Source organism: Reticulibacter mediterranei (assembly GCF_016587455.1).
This window is the reverse complement of the sequence record NZ_BNJK01000001.1, coordinates 7,002,782-7,024,179: the sequence shown is the minus strand read 5'-3', so window position 1 is coordinate 7,024,179 and position 21,398 is coordinate 7,002,782. Positions and strand designations below refer to the sequence as shown.

Genomic DNA, 21,398 nt, shown 5'->3' with positions numbered 1-21,398 from the left:
CATCGCGTCAGGCGCAAGAGTAGTGAGGGATATTCTCACAATATATCCCTCACTCCTGATATGGCACGAATACAGATCGGTTTTATACTCCTTTTCGGAAGAGTACCTCGATCACTGTATTCAAAATGATAAACAGGTCCAGCATAAAAGATTGTCTTTTGATGTAGTAAAGATCATACTGCAACTTGATGAGAGAATCATTATCTGAATTGCCATATCGATACTTCACCTGCGCCCAACCTGTTAATCCAGGTTTGACGGCGTGACGATGGCTATAAAAAGGAATGGTTTTTTCCAACTCTTTGATAAAGGTTGCTCGCTCCGGTCGTGGCCCAATCAGGCTCATCTCGCCGCGCAAAATGTTGATCAGCTGCGGCAGCTCGTCCAGATGGGTTGTCCGCATAAAGCGTCCAATCCTGGTGACGCGTGAATCGGTCTTCGATGCCCAGATCGCCTGTCCCGTCTTCTCAGCGTCAACACGCATCGAGCGGAATTTGTAAATCCGAAATGGTCTGCCGTGATATCCAACCCGCTCCTGACTATAGAAAATGGGACCAGGAGAGTCAAAGTAAATGCAGATCGCCAATACCGGCGTTACCACAGCCAACACCAGCAAGCCGAACAGCCCACAGGCGAGATCCAATGCTTTTTTCCAGCAGAGATAGAGGATCGAGGTGGAGCGCTCTGATTGCAGGGCAACATACCATTGATCGCCCACATGCTCGACTGGAATCTTGCCACCGCAGCTCTCATACACCACTTCCATCGGCACCACCGATATCCCAAACTGCGCCGCGTCCGTCGCCTCTTTAAAGAGCGACGGATTAGCTCCGTATTCGACCGCCATGATGATCATATCAACCATATTGTGATAGATCAGGTAGTGCAACGTGTCTCTATCGCCCAGGACTGGCAACCCCTCATAGGAGGTTCGCTCTTCATTGCTATCGCCGATGTAGCCCAACACGTCGAGGCTGGAGCTTCTGGACATCTTGATCTCTTTTGCCACCGTCTCTCCCGCCGGATTCACGCCAACAATGACGGCCCGTTGCTGGAAACGAGGCAGATGTTTGATCTCGGCAAACAGAAAGCGCCAGATGGAGAAGAGCGGGATCGCCGCCCCAGGAAGAACAGCTCTAACTCAACAGAAACCATGAGGCTCAGGTCGAGCAGGATGTATGAAAGGAACATCCAGAAGACACACATCAAAATCAGCGCAAAAAAGGTGCAGCATGGGCCTTTAAAGCGGTTCGCGGCATAACTGAGTTGCTGCGACTGCGTTATGTTAACGGCAAGGCTCCAGGATACCAGGGCAAGACATACCCACATGAGCTTCCCTTCTCGCACACCAAACGAGTTCATTGGGATCTGGGGAACTCTGTGAAAGAGGTATAACAACCCGAACAATGCTACGAGCAGAACCACATCTCCTAGCATGAGAATAAGATGCCACGATGCCGACGATGGCTTACGTCTTTCCTTCAGCTTTTCCTTCGCAGAAAGATACTCTATCTGTTTCGCGGAAGGCATCTCAGTCTTTTCCTGTAACGTCTCTTGTTGTTGATCTGGTATATCAGTTTTGAGATCGGACTGCATAATGGGCTTCCCTCCCTTACCCTTCTAGACGTATTTCTGTCTATTGCCATTGAGTTAAAAATGAGATTTAGTATTAGCGTGCGCTTTGCCATGCGCAATGGATAAGTATAAGTTTCAAAGTTAATTTGGGTTCTTCCCTGCTATCACTTCAGAAGCAGGGGATACGTTCTCAGCAGCAGACGTTGCCACAGTAGAGGGAGCCGTCTCCTTGCCAAGTAATTTTGCAATTTGAGCATCAAGCGAGGCCGTGAGTTGGTCGCGGTCATAGTGCTTCTCTACATAAGCATGGCCGCGCTCACCCATCAACTTCGCCTCTTCTGGGTGTTCCTGTAAGTAGAGAATGCCCTCAGCCAGCGCTTCAACATTCTCAGGTTCAACATAGCGAGCCGCCCCCGCCTCCTCTTCAGCAATCCGACGCGCTTCACCTTCCACCCCCAGCAAAAATGGCCGAGCTGCTGCCATGATTTCAAACATTTTCAAAGGCAATCGACCCTCGAACAGTTGCCGCTTCTTCATCGGAACCAGACACACATCGGCTCCAGCCACCACCAGAGGTACACGATCATGCGCCTGGGCCTCGTAGAACGTGACGTTCTTGAGATCCCATTGCCGAGCCTTTTCCAGCAAGTCGATCCTCTCCGCACCATCACCCACGAGAATAAAATGAATCTCTTTATGATCTTGCAATTTTCGGGCTGCTTCCAGCACCGTTGTTAATCCATGTGAAAGTCCAAAATTGCCAACGTAGACAACTGTGAACCTATCATCCCAGCCCAATTCTTTGCGAGCTTCCTGCATATCTTGTGGAGCGAACTTGCTCAGATCAGCGCCATTCGTCAGGAGAAACACACGATCCGCCGGGATGCCACTGGCGATAATCCCGTCACGGATGCCTCCCGATAAGGCCCAGATCAAACCCGCGCTTTTGTATGCCGATTGCTCCAGTATCTCCGCTAACCGGATCAAGGTTTTATTACGCAACGCGCCTAATGCAACAGCCGACGCTGGCCAGAGATCAGAAACCATCAAGATGAACGGGCTATGTTTGCTGCTGGCTAAGACGCGCCCGGCAATGACGTTGAATAAGGGATGCGATTCGAGAATCATCGCGTCGGGCCGACCAACCGCTCTCCCACCGAGGATGGGTGCCAGACAACCAAATGAAAATTGTGCCAGCACGCGACGAACAAAACCTCTATTCGGGCTGGTATAGCTCCAGACGCGCACGACCCTCACCCCGTCCATCATCTCCTCTTGCAAGAGCTTTCCACGATACTCCTCTGGCACAATTCCGGTGGGATAATTGGGGACCGTCGTCAGGACAGTTACCTCATGCCCCCGTTTCACCAGACGGGTTGCGGTCTCGCTCACCCGCGTGGCCGCCGCTCCCTTTTCAGGAGGATAGTAGGGCGCGATAAACAGTATATGCGTCATAGCTTTCCTCCTTTCTACTGCGCCGTAGAGGCATCTTGCTGCCTCTCATTTGTGTTTATCCGCTTATTGCCATCGCCAATCGTGATGTAGGCCATACCAGCTGCCTCTACCTGCTCACGACGAAGCGCCCGGCGTCCGTCAAGGACTACCTGGCACTGGCTCAAGCGACTGAAATCAAATGTGTGATACGCCTTATGATCCGCCTGGACAACAACGGCTCGGATCTGACCTTCAACGTCGGGAGTGAGGGGAGTATAGCCAAGAGCCTGCAACTCGTCTGCGCTATACAGTGGATCATCAACATATACCACTGCACCGGACGCGAGAAGAGCATCCTGGAGCAGTTTCGCACTGGTGAACGCTGTTTCCTTCACGTTCCCTCGATATGCCACACCCAGAATGAGAACAGATTGGCGCTCTAAAGAGCCAATAGCTCCCTGAAGCCGTTCCACCGTATATTCTGCCATTGAATCGTTGATACGACGTGCATAACGTGGTATCGAAAGCATTGATTGTTGCGAATCTTGGTGTTGATCTATGCACCCGGCTAGCAGAAAATAGGGATATACTGGGATACAATGTCCACCAACACCGACGCCCGGCGTGTGTATGTGTGAATATGGTTGCGTGTTGGCAGCTGCAATTGCGTCCGTTACATCCAACCCCTTCGTATCTGCAAAACGTGCATACTCATTTGCCAGTGCAATATTGACATCGCGATAGGTTGTTTCGATGAGCTTGACAAATTCAGCCTCGTCAGTCGATGCCATTCTGATCGTCTCAGCATCAAGGACCGATTGATAGAAGTCGAGTGCCGCCTGAGTGCTTTCCTCGTCAATACCGCCGATCACTTTCGGATAGACGCGCAGGTCGCGGAAGATGTGCCCGGACGATACCCGCTCTGGACTGTAGGCGAGATAAAAGTCCTGCCCTGCTTTCAGGCTTGACTGCTGCTCAAGGATGTGTGAGAAGCGCTGCGCCGTTGTTCCCACCGGCAACGTCGTCTCATAGACCACCAGCGTCCCCGGTTGCAATCCGTCTCCGATCGCTGTAGTGGCGGCGTCTATCGCGCGAAAGTTCACCTCTCGCTCAGCGTTCACCACAACCGGTACGATCACCACAACGACATCAGCCTCGCGAACGGCCTCAGTGGTCAATGCCGTTGCCGAAAGCAGACCCTCTCGCACCAGGCGTGGCACCTCAACCTCCAGCTCTGGCTCCTCCTGCACATGCGACTGGCCCTGATTGATCATTTCCACAACCTGGGTGTTGATATCACAACCAATCACGCGCTTGCCGTGTTGCGCATATTGTACGGCCAGTGGCAGTCCGATCTTACCCAGACCGACGACCGCTACCGTTGCAAAATTCCTGTGTGCCATCAGCCCTCTACCTCCATTGACCTGAATGCTGTTTGACTCTTCGCGGCATTTTGTTGTGCAACTGCCGTCAACTGGAGTACCACCTTCAAGGCTGCGATCCCATCCTCACCGGTTACGGTGGGCATGGTGTCGTTACAGATTGCAGCGATGACATCCTCGTATTCCAGACGAAGCGGCTCCGCTTTACGGACCTTGAGCCGGGTCATGGTTCCCTCGCTCACTCCGCTAATGGATCGCAGCGCATCCCAGTTCGTGGGCATGTAGTCATTCTCATAGAAATATACGTCCTGCGTCAGATAATTGACGAGATACATGCCTTTTTCCCCGGTGATGCTCAAATCTCGTACTTTTGTTGGTGTCAGCCAGTTCACATCGAGCATTCCAATCACATTATTGTTGAAATGTAGAATACCCAGAACCAGATCTTCATGTGAGCTGTGAATATAACGCTGCATCTCCGCATGGACCCGCTCAACCTCTGCATCGGCCAGGTAGCGCATGATATCGATATCATGGGTGGCCAGATCGAGCGTCACACCAACATCGCGTATACGCGGCGGGAATGGACCAAGTCGCCGTGCATGCATATGGAAAATCTTCCCCAGCTCACCAGCACGCAACCGCTCTCGCACCTGCATAATAGCGGGATTAAATCGTTCGATGTGACCGACAGCAATCTTCACGTTATTGCTCTGTGCCAGTGCAATCAGAGCGCGCGCATCGTCAACCGTGCTCGTAATCGGCTTCTCAATCAGAATGTGAATACCTCTACTGAGCAGGTAAGAGGCAACCTCGAAGTGCAGATGCGTTGGCACAACCACCGCCACGAGATCAGGCTGCGTCTTCTCCACCATCTCGCGGTAATCAGCATATCCTTCCAGACCAAAGCGGCGCATCGCATATTGCAGCGCCGACTCCTGCATCTCGGCCACACCGACAAGCTTGATCTTCCCTTCAGAGGTCAGATCATTCAATACGCGCAGATGATTCAATCCCATAGAACCAGCGCCGATGACAGCGATTTTTAATTGCATAGCGCCACTACCTCTTTGACAATCGTTGCAAGATCCTCTTGACTGAGCGCTGGATGGACCGGAAGTGACAACACTTGCTTTGCAGCTGCCTCCGTCTCAGGCAGGTTTACAGCTCCATCGGGTGCTGAGATACGAAATCGCGAACGAGAGTTTTGATAGAATGGTTGTTGATAGATTGCCAGGGGATAGTGCACTCCGGTCCCGACACCACGCTCATGCAGGGTCGTTACCCACTGATCGCGATTCTCGAGGACGCGAATAGTATATTGATGATAAATATGTCGATATCCAGGACGAGCAACGGGAGTCTGCACAAAATCTTTGATATGTTCCGTCAAGAAACGCGCATTCGCAATACGCTGCTCGTTGAACTGCTCCAACTTTTTCAGTTGCGCATTGCCAATCGCCGCCTGTAGGTTTGTCATACGCTGGTTAAAGCCTAGTGCGGTCTGATAATAACGTGTTGGCTGCCCATGATTGCGCCATAGGCGCGCCTGCTCAGCAATGTTTGGATGATTCGTCGTTATTATTCCCCCTTCACCCGTCGTCATATTTTTTGTCGGGTAGAAGGAGAAGCAGGATGTATTAGACCCCCCAACAGTCTTATCGCCGATCTTTGCGCCATGAGCCTGGGCTGCATCTTCGATAATGCTCACCCCATGAGCAGCAGCAATCTCCTCTAAACGCTGCATATCAGCGGGATTACCATACAGATGCACCGGCATAATAATCTTGGTGCGTGGCGTGATCGCGGCCTCTACAAGCGCGGGATTGATATTATAGGTATCCGGCTCAATATCAACAAAGACAGGTGTGGCCCCCACCAGCAGAATAACATTCGCAGTGGCAGCAAAGCTAAATGCGGTCGTAATGACCTCATCACCAGGGCCAACCCCGTGTGCCAGTAAAGCAAGATGGAGCGCGGCTGTCCCAGAAGAGACCGCTACCGCCTCACGCGCACCACACATTTCTGCAAACTGCCGCTCAAACGCTACGACTTCTTCCCCTTGAGCCAGCTGGCCCGACGCCAGTACACGAAGAACTGCGGCTTCTTCTTCACTCCCAATAAGAGGGCGCGCAATCGGAATCATAGATAACTCCCAGTGTTATTTGTTTTACAAAAGAAAAACAGTATTATTAGATTTTCTGATCGAGAATCGTTTTTACATGGTTATCTGCCGCTTTTTGAGCGCAGAAAGCCCCCGGTCCGAAAGTGTGGGTCTTAGAATCCTATCGCATAGGTGAAGATCGATATTAGGTACGGTGGTGGCTTTTCACGGCAGCATCAAAATTTTAAAGCAATAGCACTACATATGTATATACTTAACATAGTTACTTCATCCCCCCCACATAGAGTAAAAAAAGCTTTGCCAGAAAGAAGCCAGAAACAGTATCTTCGATAAGTACTAAGAGACACCACAATCTCTATTGAAACAATAAGACACATCTTCATTGATGGCATCAGATCGCTACTATGCACGTTTTTCGCGCAATTTACAGTAAATTTATATGCTTCTAATGCGCTAAACAGAACCTTTTATGCAAATCTACTGTAACGTACTTACTAACAGACCTGACACAATTGAGCATACCAAATCATTCTGCTAGTGTCAAGTTTAACCACCATGACCATGACCATCAACGCATCCCCCTGCTATTTCGCCACCACCTGGGAGAAAAGTTCCAGAAACTTGAATGGCTTAGCAAAACTTGCTAGAGTTCAGCATGAATATGGGAGAATGTAATGAGTTTAGAAATAATCATTGAATCTTCTTATTTAAGAGCTTGAAGAGTTGCATCAGGATATCCCCTCCACATTATAAAGAGCATGTCTTGTTGCACTCTGCCGTTCCTTAATGATAAAATTTCGATGATTCAATGCTGTTATCGTGGTGATGTGACATTCTCATTCTTTTTTACTGTCCTATCCACCAGCTGATATCCCAGGTATCACTATAAAAGTACATATTATGTTTGTTTGCAGAGTCCTGGCACGGCTCTCCGCTTTCACCAATCTTTTCTTTTAGGAAGAGCCGGTCGTCATTACAAAACTAGGAAAGAAAGTCTATTGCAATGAGTACAACATATTCCCGTGATATAGGCTTACAAAAAGATGTAAAAACTTTTCCTGCGCCTTTCTCTCAGCAGCGTTTGTGGTTTCTCCAGCAATGGAACCCGGAGCAAAGCCACTATATCACGACGTTGCTCCTCCGTATGAACGGAACAGTTCAGCAGGAAGCACTTGAGCGCGGCCTCAACGAAATTGTGCAGCGTCATGAGATCTTACGCACAACCTTTGCCGTCGTTGAGGAACAATTGACGCAGGTGATCGCTCCTCACCTCTCTCTTCCTCTCTCCATCTCTGATCTTGAGCATCTCCCGGCAGAGGAGCAGGAGGCCGCAGCACTACGAGTCGCGCAACAGGAAGCGCAACACCCATTCGACCTGACACAAGGCCCACTTATCAGAGCTACGCTCGTACGCCTCGCAGCAGATAAGCACCTGCTCATTCTCGTTGCCCATCAGATCGTTTTTGATAACTGGTCAACCGGCGTGTTTCTTCAGGAGCTTGCGGCGTTCTATCGGGCCTATACAACCAATCAAACAGCTCAGATTCCCGCACTCTCAATGCAATATGCCGATTTTGCGCGCCAGCAGCTTGAATGGCTCCATCAGGATACGCTGGCAGAGCATCTGACCTATTGGAAACAATTCTTGCAACAGGCTCCCAGTTCCCTTGAACTACCAGCTAACCGTTCGCACTCCTTGAATATATCCAATCAAGGAGCCACACACCAGTTTGCGCTCTCGCCGCAACTCACCAGCGCACTCAAGGAACTGAGTAAGCAGGAAGATGTCTCCCTCTCCGTTCCACTGCTCGCCGCGTTTACGGCCCTGCTCTACCGCTACACCGGACAGCAAGATCTGTGCATTGGCACCTATTCGACGCATCACTCGCACGAGGAAACGGCGGCACTTATCGGCAATTTCGTCAATACGCTGGTCTTGCGCGCGGACCTCTCAGAGCATCCCACATTTCAGGAGCTTATCAAGCGCACGCGCGACATGCTCGCCGCTACATCCCAACATGCAGATGTACCTTTTGAATATGTGATGCAGGAGCTTCAGCCAGACCGCAATGCCAGTCAAAATGCGCTCTTCCAGGTGCTCTTCGCGCTTGAACCATCGCTGCCCACATTGCCGACCGAGTGGAGCCTATTGCCGACCCATATCGAGACTCAGAATGCCCAATTCGATCTCTCATTGATCCTGACTGACTATCCAGACGGTCTGCACGGCTATTTTGAATATCGCACTGATCTGTTTACTGCTGATGCAATCGAACACATGGTGGGCCACTGGCTCACATTGCTAGAAGCAGCGGTTTCGCATCCCACCGAACAGATCGCCACGTTGCCGTTGCTCACAGAGCAAGAACGTCACCAGTTATTAGAAGAGTGGAACGAGGCAACACACGTCCCGTATCCCCACGACAAACCCCTGCATCAGTTATTCGAGGAACAGGTGGCGCGCACGCCGGACGCGTTCGCCGTCACCTTCGCAGACCAACATCTCACCTATCGCGAACTCAATGCCCGCGCAAATCGTCTCGCACACTATCTGCGCGAGAAGGGCGTCGGACCCGAGGTGCTGGTGGGCATCTTTGTCGAACGCTCGCTGGAAATGGTCGTTGGCTTGCTTGGTATCCTCAAAGCTGGAGGGGCCTATGTGCCGATGGACCCTACATATCCAGCAGAGCGCATTGGCTTTATGCTGGAAGACGCGGAGATGCCTGTCCTGGTCACGCAGTCTCATCTGACCAGCCGACTGCCGGATCATACCGCCAGCCTGGTCTGCCTTGATACTGATCAGGATACGCTGCGACAGCAACCAGATACCAATCCCTCCGCGCTGGCAACGCCGGAGAATCGCGCCTACGTCATCTTTACTTCCGGCTCCACAGGTCGCCCCAAAGGAGTTCAGATCTGTCATCGCGCCGTCGTCAACTTCCTCATCTCTATGAGCCATGAACCCGGACTGACGGCTGAGGATCGGCTGCTTGCGGTGACGACCCTCTCCTTTGATATTGCTGGCCTCGAAATCTATCTCCCCCTGATCGTTGGCGCACACGTCATCGTCGCCAGCGCAGCAACGGCGGTGGATGGAACGGCCCTTATCCAGGCGCTTACTCAAGAGCGGATCACCGTTATGCAGGCCACGCCGATTACCTGGCGCATTTTGCTTGCTGCGGGATGGCAGGGCAATCCCAACCTCAAGATATTGTGTGGTGGAGAGGCGCTCCCGCCCGAGTTGTCCCAGCAATTGCTGTCAAAGGTTGCCTCGCTCTGGAATGTCTATGGACCAACCGAGACGACCATCTGGTCCACTGCCTGGGAGATCAAACCAGGCGACGAACCCATCTCGATTGGCCGCCCAATTGCCAATACCGACATCTACATACTTGACACGCACCGTCAGGCTGTGCCAATCGGCGTGCCGGGGGAACTTTTTATCGGTGGAGATGGGCTGGCTCGCGGTTATCTCAATCGCCCGGAGCTAACAGCAGAGCGCTTCATCCAGCATCCATTTAGCGACGATCCGAACGCACGCATTTATGGTACCGGAGATCTGGCCTATTATCAGCCGAATGGTACGATCGTCGTTATTGGGCGTCTGGACCATCAAGTCAAGGTGCGTGGATTCCGCATCGAGCTAGGCGAAATCGAAAGCGTTTTAAGCCAGCATCCTGCGGTACAACAGGCGGTGCTGGTTGTGCGCGAGGATACACCAGGCGACAAGCGTCTGGTCGCCTATGTGGTGCCGCGCCCGGGACAACAGCCAGCAGTCGATGAACTACATCGCCATGTGCAACAGCAGCTCCCGGCTTATATGGTCCCGGCAGCCTTTATGCTTATGGAAGCATTCCCGCAAACGCCCAATGGCAAGATTGATCGTCGCGCATTGCCCGCTCCCGATACGGTCAGCGTGGAAAGGGAGAGCAGCTTTGTCGCACCACAGACCTTGCTGCAACAGCAGTTAGCGGACATCTGGAAGGATCTCCTGCAAACCCATCCCATCGGGATTCACGACAACTTCTTTGAAATGGGCGGTCATTCGCTACTGGCAATTCGTCTGGTCAATCGCATCGAACAGGCATTGGGCAAGAAGTTGCAACTCTCCACGCTCTTTGCTGGCCCCACCATTGAACAGCTAGCCAGCGCTCTACAACAGGACGCGCAAGGCGAAGAGACGCGTGTGCCGCTGCTCCCTGTACAAACCAGCGGATCGAAGCGGCCCTTCTTCTTCCTGCATGGGCAATGGGAGGGAGGAGCCTTCTATAGCCTGGAACTGGCTCGTGCCCTCGGTTCCGACCAACCGTTCTATCTACTAGAGCCGTACCGCTTCGAGGGTCTGGCCGTGCCACCAACGCTAGAGGAGATGGCAACGGCCCACCTGGAAGTGATGCGTAGCATACAACCGGAGGGACCATATCTCTTCGGTGGCTGGTGTAACGGCGGATTGATCGCCTACGAGATGGCGAAACAGCTCCTCGCTCAAGGCCAGGCCGTTGATCTGCTGGTCTTGATGGATGCCGATGCTCCCGCCTTCCGCTTTAAACAGGAGTGGCAACTCATCGACCGGGGTGTCTCTCTGCTGCGGCTCAACCCGGAAAAGCAGGTTGATTGGTTCTTGTTGTATCGACACCTGCGCCTCTATCTCTATGATATGAAGAAACGCCTTCAGAAAAAGCCTGCGGCTCACCAGCCAGACAAACAGCCTGAGAGCGTTGAGAGCCAGATCGAGGCCCACGCGTTTGCAGCGGAGGAAGCTGGGCAACCAGATGCGCTGTTCCCTGGCAAAGACGTGTTACGAGAGGATTGGCTTAGCGTCTACGAATGGGCGGTCGCGGGCTACTGGCCCTCCACGCCCTATCCTGGCAAAGTTACCTTCTTCTGGACCGAAGAGGAACCAGCACGCAAAAATGGCTGGATTCGCTGGATTAAAGAGAATGTGATAGACGTTCACATCATTCCAGGCAACCATATCAGCAGCAGAACGCGCTATCTCTCCGTTTTAGCAGAACAGCTACGGATCTGTGTAGAGAAAGCGCAGGAAAAAGAGGCTCAGACAACTACTATATAGTCCTGCATGAACCGTGCAACGGGGGGCGCCACGTTGTACTCAACAAAAGAACATCTTGTCATTAGCTAAAAAGTGGGAAGTTGGTACCAGAAATGCCCCTGGTAACGACTTCCCATATATAATTAAGCATGTAAATTTGCAACACGTTCTGTGTTTAGGGGCTTCTCTCACATTCAGACATCGATAGAGATGAACAGGACAACAACGACAAGATGTATTGAAGAGGAAATGTATGCGTTTTCCCAAAAAATATTATATTATTGGTGGGGTCATCCTGACCTGTTCCCTTATTGTGATACCGCTCATCGTCATACCGCTCAGTGGCGTACTGAATCAAAAGCAACCGATAGCAGATAAACAGCCACCCAAACAGAAAGAGATCACGGGTCTGGTTCCGCACGATCCTAGCGCTATCGATATGCAAATTCCACCGCAGGGGGCAACACCTAATACAGGTAATAATCAGGGGAACACAAAATCAACAGGAGCATCCACGCCATCTGCTCCCGCCTCTCAATACCCGCAAATGTATCTCACCGCTGCTTCTGGAGCCACACAGTATTATGTTTCACCTTCTGGGAGCGACTCCAACAGTGGCTCCCAGGCCAGTCCTTTTGCCACTATCCAGAAAGCAGCTCAGGTCGTCAAACCCGGCAGCCTCGTTCATGTCTTACCAGGTGCCTACACCCAAACCATTACCATTAAAACCAGCGGCACTGCCAATGCACGCATCACTTTTCTGTCGGATACCAGATGGGCGGCGCAGATCAAAACCACTGGCAGCGATCCGTCCTGGACCACCGATGCCGATTACATCGATATTATTGGATTCGACATCACCAGCGATGGGGCACGTGACGGAATGGTCAATCTCGGCTCTTATACCCGTACACTTGCCAACCATATCCATGATATCCCTGGCAAATGCGACTCTATCGGCGGCTCAGGTGTGACGGATGGCGGCTACACCTCTCATGACAATGACATCATTGGGAACGTCGTCAACAACATTGGCAGCAGCTATCCTGAACTTTGCCAGTACGTTCATGCCATCTACCACTCCAATGCTCGCGGGCACATCCTCAACAATATCGCCTTCGACAACGCGGGTGTCGGCATCAATCTCTGGCATGCTGCGACCGATACGGTGGTCGCTAATAATCTCGTCTTCAACAACAAAGAACACGGTATCAGCATCGGCACCAATACCGATAACACCAACGGACAGAAGGGTGATAACTTCATCGTCGCCAATAATATCAGTATCTACAACGCCCTCTTAGGGGTTCGCGAGCGCATAGGCGTTGGATCGCATGACCAGTTTACGAATAATATCGTCTACGGCAATGGCGAGGCGAACTTTGGCGACGAGAACTACGACTGGCCCTCGGCCTCTGGCAGCAAGGACACTAACACGATCACCACCGATGTCCGGTTTAAGATGTATAAGGCTGATGGCACTGGCGACTACCATTTGCAGGTCGGAAGTCCAGCCATCAATGGCGGAACGACTCTGGGTGCCCCTTCTTACGATTATGACGGCACACCGCGACAGGGCGGCATTGATATCGGTCCTTTTCAACCCTAAAACGACGCAACTGATATTCCCTCTACTCACTCGCGAACATCTTGTCATTCACTATAAAATGGGAAGTTGGTACCAGAAATGCCCCTGATACCAACTTCCCATTTTATAATTATTCATGTAACTTTGAAACCCTCCTGCGTGCAGAGGCTTCTCTCACACTCCGACAACGATAGAGATGAACAGAACAACAACGATAAGATGTAATGAAGAGGAAATGTATGCATTTTCCCAAAAAATATTATATTATTGGTGGTATCATTCTGGCCTGTTCCCTTATTGTGATACCGCTCATCGTCATACCGCTCAGTGGCGTACTGAATCAAAAGCAATCGACAACAAATAAACAGAAGCAACAAAAACAACAAGAGATCACGGGCCTGGCCCCACATAATCCAATAGCAATCGACTTGCAAATCCCACAACAAGGGGCAACACCCAAAGCCGACAACAATCAGGAGAATGCAAAATCAACAGGAGCATCCACGCCACCTGCCTCTCAATACCCGCAAATGTATCTCACCGCTGCTTCTGGAGCCACACAGTATTACGTCTCACCTTCTGGGAGCGACTCCAACAGTGGCTCCCAGGCCAGTCCTTTTGCCACTATCCAGAAAGCAGCTCAGGTCGTCAAACCCGGCAGCCTCGTTCATGTCTTACCAGGTGTCTACACCCAAATCATCACCATTAACACTAGCGGCACTGCCAATGCACGCATCACTTTTCTGTCGGATACCAAATGGGCGGCGCAGATCAAAACCACCGGCAGTAAGGTTCCCTGGACCACCGACGCCGACTATATTGATATCATTGGATTTGACATCACCAGCGATGGGGCGCGCGATGGACTGGTCAATTATGGCTCTTATACCCGTACACTTGCCAACCATATCCATGATATCCCTGGCATATGTGATACCACTGGCGGCTCAGGTATGACAGATAATGGCTACACCTCTCATGACAATGACATCATTGGGAACGTCGTCAACAACATTGGCAGCAGCTATCCTGAACTTTGCCAGTACGTTCATGCCATCTACCACTCCAATGCACGTGGGCACATCCTCAACAATATCGCCTTCGACAACGCGGGTGTCGGCATCAATCTCTGGCATGCTGCGACCGATACGGTGGTCGCTAATAATCTCGTCTTTAACAACAAACAACATGGCATCAGCATCGGCACCAATACCGATAACACGAATGGCAACGATGGTGATAATTTCGTCGTTGCCAACAATATCATCATCTACAATGCGCTCTACGGAGTGCGTGAGCGCATAGGCGTTGGATCGCATGACCAGTTTACGAATAATATCGTCTACGGCAATGGCAAGGCGGCCTTTGGCGATGAGAACGGTAATTGGCCCTCGGCCTCTGGCAGCAAGGACACTAACACGATCACCACCGATGTCCGGTTTAAGATGTATAAGGCTGATGGCACTGGCGACTACCATTTGCAGGTCGGAAGTCCAGCCATCAATGGCGGAACGACTCTGGGTGCCCCTTCTTACGATTATGACGGCACACCACGACAGGGCGGCATTGATATCGGTCCTTTTCAACCTTAAAACGACGCAACTGATATTCCCTCATTAAATCCCGCTGGCAAGTGTTTACTCAAGCCAGCGGGATTTTTCTCATGAGATGGGGTTAGAAATGACCGCTCACGGTGTTGGTTTTCCCGCTGCTCGTTGTCGTGATCGACCAGAGATCTCCCGTCGTCGCGTGCGTTGTACCGGTGCCACCCAGTTGCGCAGCTGCAATCTGGTTGGTGCCGGGCGCGACGCTCTGATTGGAAGCCAGCGTAAAGGTGTAGGTAATTGTCGTACCGTTGTCTACATGGCTCAGGGAGATGTTGCCAGCGGTAGTATACATGCCATTATAGGTCACTCCCGTCGTCTTCTGCACGGTAATCGTGATGGTCATGGCCGTTATCGCGGATGTATTGTTAAACTTCACATCCTCTTCTGAATACCACCCGCTGGAACTGGCCACTACCCCGGTCGCAGTGACGCCGTTGCTACCAGTGACCGGGGTAGTTGTCGGCGTCGGCGTTGCTGTTGCTGTCATGGTCGGTGTTGCCCCTGTCGTTGGCGTTGCTGTTGGCGTGGTTCTGGTTGCAGACGCCGTCGGAGTAACCGTTGGCTGTGATACTCCGGTAATGTCGCCGTAGAAGATGCCAAGACCGTTTGTGCCAACGTAGACACGCCCGTAGACACGCGGGTCGCCGGTGACACAACAGGTAGAACCAAACTGGTGTTGACTATCATTAATCTGCGTCCAGCTATTCCCGGCATCATCGGAACGGAAAATCCCATGCACTCCGCCGATCACACCCAGCGCATACAGTGCCATGTAGTTCTGCCCGGAAGCGGCCATGCCAAAACCTATCGAGTCGGCGGAGGTCACGCTCGACAGCTTCGTGAAGGTGCTGCCGTTGTCGGTTGAATGCCAGATTCCATATGCGTTCCCCGTGCTGCCACCAGCGATCCAGATATCCCCCTCATGACCCGGCATGGCCTTAACGACGACCGGATCATTTGCCTGAGGCAGACCTGTCGCGCTGGTCGCATTAAACGTCGCGCCACCATCTGTGCTGAGCCAGAACTTGCCCTGTCCATAACCATAGAACTTCTTCGGGTTCACGCGATCTGAGGCCACAACTGCGTTTTGTGGAATGTTGGCCGAGGCGGTCCAGCTATTGCCATTATCGGTTGAGTACGATATCTGTGCATTCTTTGGCGACCAGACCACACGACTGGCATCGGCGGCGGCGGCCACACTGCCTCCGCTGGTAGAGACACCCGAGATATCTTTATTGCCAGCGAACCAGCTTGAGCCGCCGTCGAAACTGAAGGCTGTGCTGGTGACAACCGGGCTGGCGCTGGGATCGCCGTAGCCAACACGCACAAGAAAATTCGGGTTGAGTTCGGCATAATCAATAGCGGAATAGGTACCAGCGTAAGGGATAGAATACATCGCGGTAGGCGATTTCGTCAGATCGTCGTGACGCCAACCGCTGACATCGCCCACAGTGCTATACAGGTGCGCATTGGTCGGTGGACTGATCAGGCCCGTTACTGCCTCTTCCTCAATCCCCAACGCCGTGCTTTTAATCGCCACCTGCCCACCAGTATCCCAGGCCGTGAGGTTATTGGTGGCGTAAAGGGTCGCACCGGTGCCATACATCATGCGATCAGAGTTAAACGGATCAATATTCATGCCCTCGATCATCCAGCCCAACTTGACGGCGGGTACGGGATCGACTGGGGCGGTGTTACCAAAGTTGAGCCAGAGAGCGTTTGAGACATCGATCGTGTAATGCAAAGTGCGGCTCGGATAGCTCGCCCAATCCCAGATACGCTTCCAGGTCGCGCCACCGTCCGTTGAGCGGAAGAGCAGCGCGTCGGGCCACCACGAGTTCACACTGGCAACAACAAGCGTCCCCGAATGCTGCATATCGACAGCGAGGCCACCATAGCCGAAGTAGTCATTCGACGAATCAGAGCCAGGAATGGGGCTAATCTTCGTCCAGGTTGACGTACTCGGCGTAAACTTCCAGACATCGCCATGCCCGCCATTATATGGCCCGTCCCAATCGCTGTAGGTTACATAGAGCGTTCCAGTTGAATCGAGCTTGCCCTGATGCGGCAGATAGCCGGTGGTTACATTGGAGCCAGTGTCCCAGGTTGCCCCACCTGTACAGGTGACGGTCGTTCCACTCACACTACATGTGGGTTCGCCCGGAATCGCCGCCCAGGTCGCGCCGCCATCAGTACTGCGATAAATATTCTTCGCCCCGCTGCTATTGTCTCCAACCCCAACATAAATCGTCTTCGTCGGGCTACCAGAAGTGCCTGTTGCCGGGTCGAATGTCACCCAAACGATGCCAAGAGGATCGCCCTGGTAAGCATCGCCCGCTTTTTCGACAAAGGGACCGGTATCGGGAAAATTGCTCACTTTGCTCCATGTGGCCCCGTAGTCGGTACTTTTCCACAACCCATTTCCGCTACGAGCACCAAAATAGAGGATAGCGTCGTTGTTAGGGTCAATAGCAAGGCGCTCGCTCATGCCGCGTCCGGGCATATTGCCACCCATTTTGAAAGGCATCGCGGTCTGCTGAAACGTATTGCCCTGGTCCGTCGAGCGCAAGATCACGCCATTCATGCTAGTCCACGAGTTTGTATACGTTCCTTCCGCAATATACAGACGCTTTGGATCAACTGGATCGGTTGCCAGGCTCTCAACGCCCGTCATATTCCACTGATCGGGGCTGACCCAGTTGAGCAGTTGCGTCCAGGTGCTGGTGCTGGCGTTCCATCGGTAAGCCCCTCCGATATCGGTTCGGGCATAGATCAAATCCTTCTGCTTCTGATTAAAGATTGTATCAACGACAAAACCACCGCCACCGCCGGTCACAACATTCTTCCAGGTATATGCCTGCGTCGCGGCCTGCGCAGCCTTAGCAACATGAAATGGTCCGCTAAGCATTGGTATTAGGGTTATCGCCATCAACGCAAAAGACATTCCGAGGAGCATCCATCTCCATTTCCTGTTGGAGCAAGGGAAGTTCACCGTCATAAAAGCTTCTCCTTCAAAAGGATGAAAGGCGGGGTCCAACAGTACATCCCCTCATCCATGAGGATGCAGTATTGCGAAAAAGCTATGCAAAGCGCAATCATTCATAAAGCGTTTACACGTGGAATTTCGCTTTATTGACGCACTTCCATAAATTGTATATACATGGGACCGGTCACAATTACAATAAAAACGCGTTGCTGACGAGAAACTGGAGAAAACGCATTCTTTCGGCTGTGGCTTGCCTTCTGGCAAAGAGGAGAGATTCAGCAAACGCATATCGTATACTTTCATAGCGTATAGTTTGAAGAGCAGTAATGCTATCTCGAGCAGAACTGCGTTTTCTACTAGAGAGGATTGAAAGCATGGCGCGACTCATTACGATTGAGGATCTGTATCAAATAAAATTTGTAAGCAGGCCGCGAATCGCTCCTGATGGACAGCGGGTTGCCTATGTGGTGACGCGCATTGATGACAAAAAGCATGAGTATCGTTCATCCCTCTGGATAGCAACAGTGGATGGCGGCGAAACACGACAATTTACAGCCGAAACAACCGGAACTGGCAGTCCCGCGTGGTCGCTTGATGGCAAATGGCTGGCGTTTGTGCGGGAAGGAGAGGAACCGAAAACAGCTCCCGACGACAAGAAGACCAAAAAGCAATTTGGTGTGGGAAAACCACAAATCTGGCTCATTCCCACCGATGGCGGCGAGGCGCGACAATTAACCTTTATCGAGCATGGAGCCTCTTCCCCCATCTGGTCGCCCGACAATCGACAACTCCTCTTCAATGCGCTGGTCGGCCCCTCGGAGGAAGAGACGGAGGATGGCAAACTATTGCCTAAAGTGCGCGTCATCGATCGACTCTGGTATCGACTGGATGGCGTTGGCTTTATTTATGATCGTCGCTCCCACCTCTTCTTGATTGATATCGATGGTGGCGGGCTGCAACAGCTCACGGACGGCGATTGGGATGATGGGGACGCTGCCTGGTCGCCCGATGGCTCGCAGATTGCCTTCGTCTCCAACCATGCTGAAGACCGCTGGCGCTTGCCTGGAGCCGATGTCTACATCTTACCGCTGCAAAATGGCGCTGTGGGCGAACTGCGCTGCCTCACCGATGGAAAGCTGGCGGCTGGCTCGCCCTCCTGGTCGCGTGATGGCAAAACGATTGCATTCCTGGCGTCGCCCAAGCTGCGCTCTGCTGGTCATGTCTTTCTCTATACTATTGCGGCAAACGCCAACAGTGCACCGGCAACCTGTTTAACCCAGGAGTTCGAGGGTATCTGTGCGGACTGGACAAATTCAGATCTGGGCGATGAGCATCTAATGCCTGCCCCGGCCTGGTCTTCTGATGGCAAAACCCTCTATGTGCTGGCTTCACAGCGCGGCTCTTCGCGCATCTATGCCATCCCAACCGATGGATCGGGACCGGAGCCTGCAACCCTGACACCTGGTGAGACTCATGTTCGCGATGTCAGCATTGATGCTGACCATCAGACGCTTGCCCTCCTGGTCGGCAGTGCCACACGACCCCAGGAGATCTTTGTTCGCTCTCTTGATGCAAGCGACGCTCCCCGTCAGATCACTCATATCAACGACGAGTTCTTTCAAGAGCTGCGGCTGGCCGAGCCGGAATACCTGCCCTATACAGGCGAGGGCGGCTGGCCGATGGATGGCTGGATACTCAAACCGCATAATTTCGATCCATCAAACAAATATCCCCTGGTCGTAGAAATTCATGGTGGTCCACATACACAATATGGTCACGGCTTCTTCCACGAAATGCAACTCCTCGTCGCTCAGGGTTATGTCGTGTTCTACACCAATCCGCGCGGTAGTTGTGGCTATGGTTATGACTTTGCCAATGCCGTGCGCGGTGCCTGGGGTGAGAAAGATTCGCTGGATATCCAGCTTGGCATCGATGCGTTGATCCAGCGCGGTTATATCGATGAGCAGCGCCTCGCGGTTACTGGTGGTAGCTATGGTGGCTTCATGACTAACTGGCTCATCGGACATTCTGACCGCTTCCGCGTTGCTATTACAGACCGCTGTGTCTCCAATATGGCTTCGATGTTCGGCAGTAGCGATATTGGCTGGGATCTGGCCGAAGATAATCTGGAAACTACGCCCTGGGAGCATCTCGACCGCTATATGCACATGTCGCCGATCTCCTATGTGCAACAGATACATACTCCGCTGCTGATCATTCATAGCGAACAGGACTTACGTTGCAATATTGAACAGGCAGAACAACTGTTCACAGCCCTCAAATGGATGGGGCGCGAGGTCGAATTCGTGCGCTTTGAGGGCCAGAGTCATGGTCTCTCGCGTGGCGGCCATCCACACTCTCGCCTGGAACGCCTGCGTCATATCACCGCCTGGTTTGAACGCTACCTCGCATAGCAATAGTTCTCTGGCCAAAAGCAAGGTCTCTCATTTGATGAGAGACCTTCTATCCCCTCCCTCCTATCCTCCATCTTGCAATGTGTACGCCTCCCCATCGTGCTTTGCCTTCCCGTCTTGATAAAATCTTGAAGATTCTCACATATACATTTTATTTCTAAATAGTATATTCTGTAATGAGAGATTGTTGTCCTCTGTAGACAAACGGGTATAGATAAATGGATACGATATTAGTGAGAGCGAAATTTTTCGTATTGCTTGTTATTTGCTTTTTTACTAGCGCCTGTAGCACACAACACGCCGCCTTATCTCAAACGCTTCCTCAGCACACAGAGGCAGAATCAGCGCGTGCTCTCCCCACCGCAAGCATCATACAGAAAGACTACACCGAATCTATGCAGTCTGGTGGCCTCACACGCACCTACTATATCCACCTTCCCCCCTCGTATCAAAAAGGACAGCCGATTCCGCTTGTGCTTGCTTTTCATGGTTCAAGCGCAACTGGTAAAGATCTCGCCCGCCAAAGCCATCTGAACGATATTGCCGACACTGGCAATTTTATCGTGGTCTATCCCGATGGCTATCAACAGCAATGGGCTGATGGGCGTGGCACCACGCCGCCAGATGTGGACGGAGTGGACGATGTGAGCTTCGTCTCCGACCTGATCGATAAACTCGCCGAAGAATTGGCGGTTGATAAACAGCGCGTATACGCCGTCGGTATGTCAAATGGTGGTATTTTCTCAGAGCGCCTCGCATGTGAACGGGCGGACAAAATCACAGCGATTGCCAGTGTCTCAGGCACGATGGCCCAGAATATCTCCCAGGACTGCCAGCCTGCTCGTCCTATCCCTGTTCTCCTCTTCATGGGAACCGATGATGCGTCTGTCCCCTTTGAAGGCGGCGAAGTCGATGGTGATCAGGGCATTGATCTTTCAACAGCTGACACCATCCAACAATGGGTGGACCACGATACTTGCGACCCCACACCTGTCACCACAGAGGCACCACCGGCAACCAACGATGGCACCTCTGTCTTGCGCACAAGCTATAGTTCATGCAAAGAGGACGCCGATGTCGTTCTTTACACTATTGAAGGCGGAGTCCATACCTGGCCCGGTAGTGGTGAACCTGTACAACCTGCAGAGTCTCAAACCCACCTGGATGCAAGTCAGGTGATCTGGGAGTTCTTCCAGCACTATCACCAATAGACCACGCTCACAGTTGAAATACC

12 protein-coding genes are annotated in these 21,398 nt (G+C 52.1%); 5 read left to right on the top strand and 7 right to left on the bottom strand.

All coding sequences use genetic code 11. The annotated features are described in order from the left end of the window. Window positions 1-82 precede the first annotated feature (82 nt). The 6 genes from K3T83_RS30375 to K3T83_RS30350 all read right to left on the bottom strand — a co-directional run bounded on the left by K3T83_RS30375 (window position 83) and on the right by K3T83_RS30350 (window position 6,537). Window positions 83-1,066 carry a sugar transferase gene (locus K3T83_RS30375; RefSeq protein WP_236065141.1) on the bottom strand — a complete coding sequence of 328 codons (984 nt, stop codon included), beginning with the start codon at window positions 1,064-1,066 and terminating at the stop codon, window positions 83-85. Next, window positions 1,027-1,596, bottom strand: coding sequence for a hypothetical protein (locus K3T83_RS30370; protein WP_220206666.1), 570 nt, complete (start codon window positions 1,594-1,596; stop codon window positions 1,027-1,029). Before K3T83_RS30370 ends, K3T83_RS30375 begins: the two co-directional genes overlap by 40 nt. Before the next feature lie 120 nt (window positions 1,597-1,716). Then, the gene (locus K3T83_RS30365) at window positions 1,717-3,030 is read right to left on the bottom strand and encodes a glycosyltransferase family 4 protein (RefSeq protein WP_220206665.1); all 1,314 of its coding nucleotides are present in this window, start codon (window positions 3,028-3,030) and stop codon (window positions 1,717-1,719) included. A 14-nt stretch (window positions 3,031-3,044) separates the two neighbouring features. Beyond that, a complete protein-coding gene (locus tag K3T83_RS30360; RefSeq protein ID WP_220206664.1) occupies window positions 3,045-4,412 on the bottom strand; it encodes a nucleotide sugar dehydrogenase in 1,368 nt (455 codons plus the stop codon). Beyond that, a complete protein-coding gene (locus tag K3T83_RS30355) occupies window positions 4,412-5,446 on the bottom strand; it encodes a Gfo/Idh/MocA family protein (protein ID WP_220206663.1) in 1,035 nt (344 codons plus the stop codon). Before K3T83_RS30355 ends, K3T83_RS30360 begins: the two co-directional genes overlap by 1 nt. Next, window positions 5,437-6,537 carry a DegT/DnrJ/EryC1/StrS family aminotransferase gene (locus tag K3T83_RS30350; RefSeq protein ID WP_220206662.1) on the bottom strand — a complete coding sequence of 367 codons (1,101 nt, stop codon included), beginning with the start codon at window positions 6,535-6,537 and terminating at the stop codon, window positions 5,437-5,439. Before K3T83_RS30350 ends, K3T83_RS30355 begins: the two co-directional genes overlap by 10 nt. A 982-nt stretch (window positions 6,538-7,519) precedes the next feature. Here K3T83_RS30350 and K3T83_RS30345 point away from each other — a divergent pair. From K3T83_RS30345 to K3T83_RS30335, 3 genes are all read left to right on the top strand, one after another. Then, complete coding sequence (locus K3T83_RS30345) at window positions 7,520-11,590, top strand: non-ribosomal peptide synthetase (protein WP_220206661.1); 4,071 nt, start codon at window positions 7,520-7,522, stop codon at window positions 11,588-11,590. 232 nt (window positions 11,591-11,822) lie between these two features. Then, on the top strand, window positions 11,823-13,178 hold the full coding sequence (locus K3T83_RS30340; protein WP_220206660.1) for a DUF1565 domain-containing protein: 1,356 nt from the start codon (window positions 11,823-11,825) through the stop codon (window positions 13,176-13,178). 218 nt (window positions 13,179-13,396) lie between these two features. Then, entirely contained in the window at window positions 13,397-14,749 is a 1,353-nt protein-coding gene (locus tag K3T83_RS30335) for a choice-of-anchor Q domain-containing protein (protein ID WP_220206659.1), read from the top strand. Window positions 14,750-14,831: 82 nt separating this feature from the next. Here the strand turns inward: K3T83_RS30335 and K3T83_RS30330 are convergent, their stop codons facing one another. Beyond that, on the bottom strand, window positions 14,832-17,762 hold the full coding sequence (locus tag K3T83_RS30330) for a sialidase family protein (protein WP_220206658.1): 2,931 nt from the start codon (window positions 17,760-17,762) through the stop codon (window positions 14,832-14,834). Window positions 17,763-18,124: 362 nt separating this feature from the next. On the opposite strand from K3T83_RS30330, the gene K3T83_RS30325 reads away from it, so the two are divergent. Next, window positions 18,125-20,164 (top strand): S9 family peptidase, encoded by a 2,040-nt coding sequence (locus K3T83_RS30325; RefSeq protein WP_220206657.1) that lies wholly within the window; start codon window positions 18,125-18,127, stop codon window positions 20,162-20,164. A gap of 395 nt (window positions 20,165-20,559) precedes the next feature. After that, the gene (locus tag K3T83_RS30320) at window positions 20,560-21,375 is read left to right on the top strand and encodes an extracellular catalytic domain type 1 short-chain-length polyhydroxyalkanoate depolymerase (RefSeq protein WP_220206656.1); all 816 of its coding nucleotides are present in this window, start codon (window positions 20,560-20,562) and stop codon (window positions 21,373-21,375) included. Window positions 21,376-21,398 lie beyond the last annotated feature (23 nt).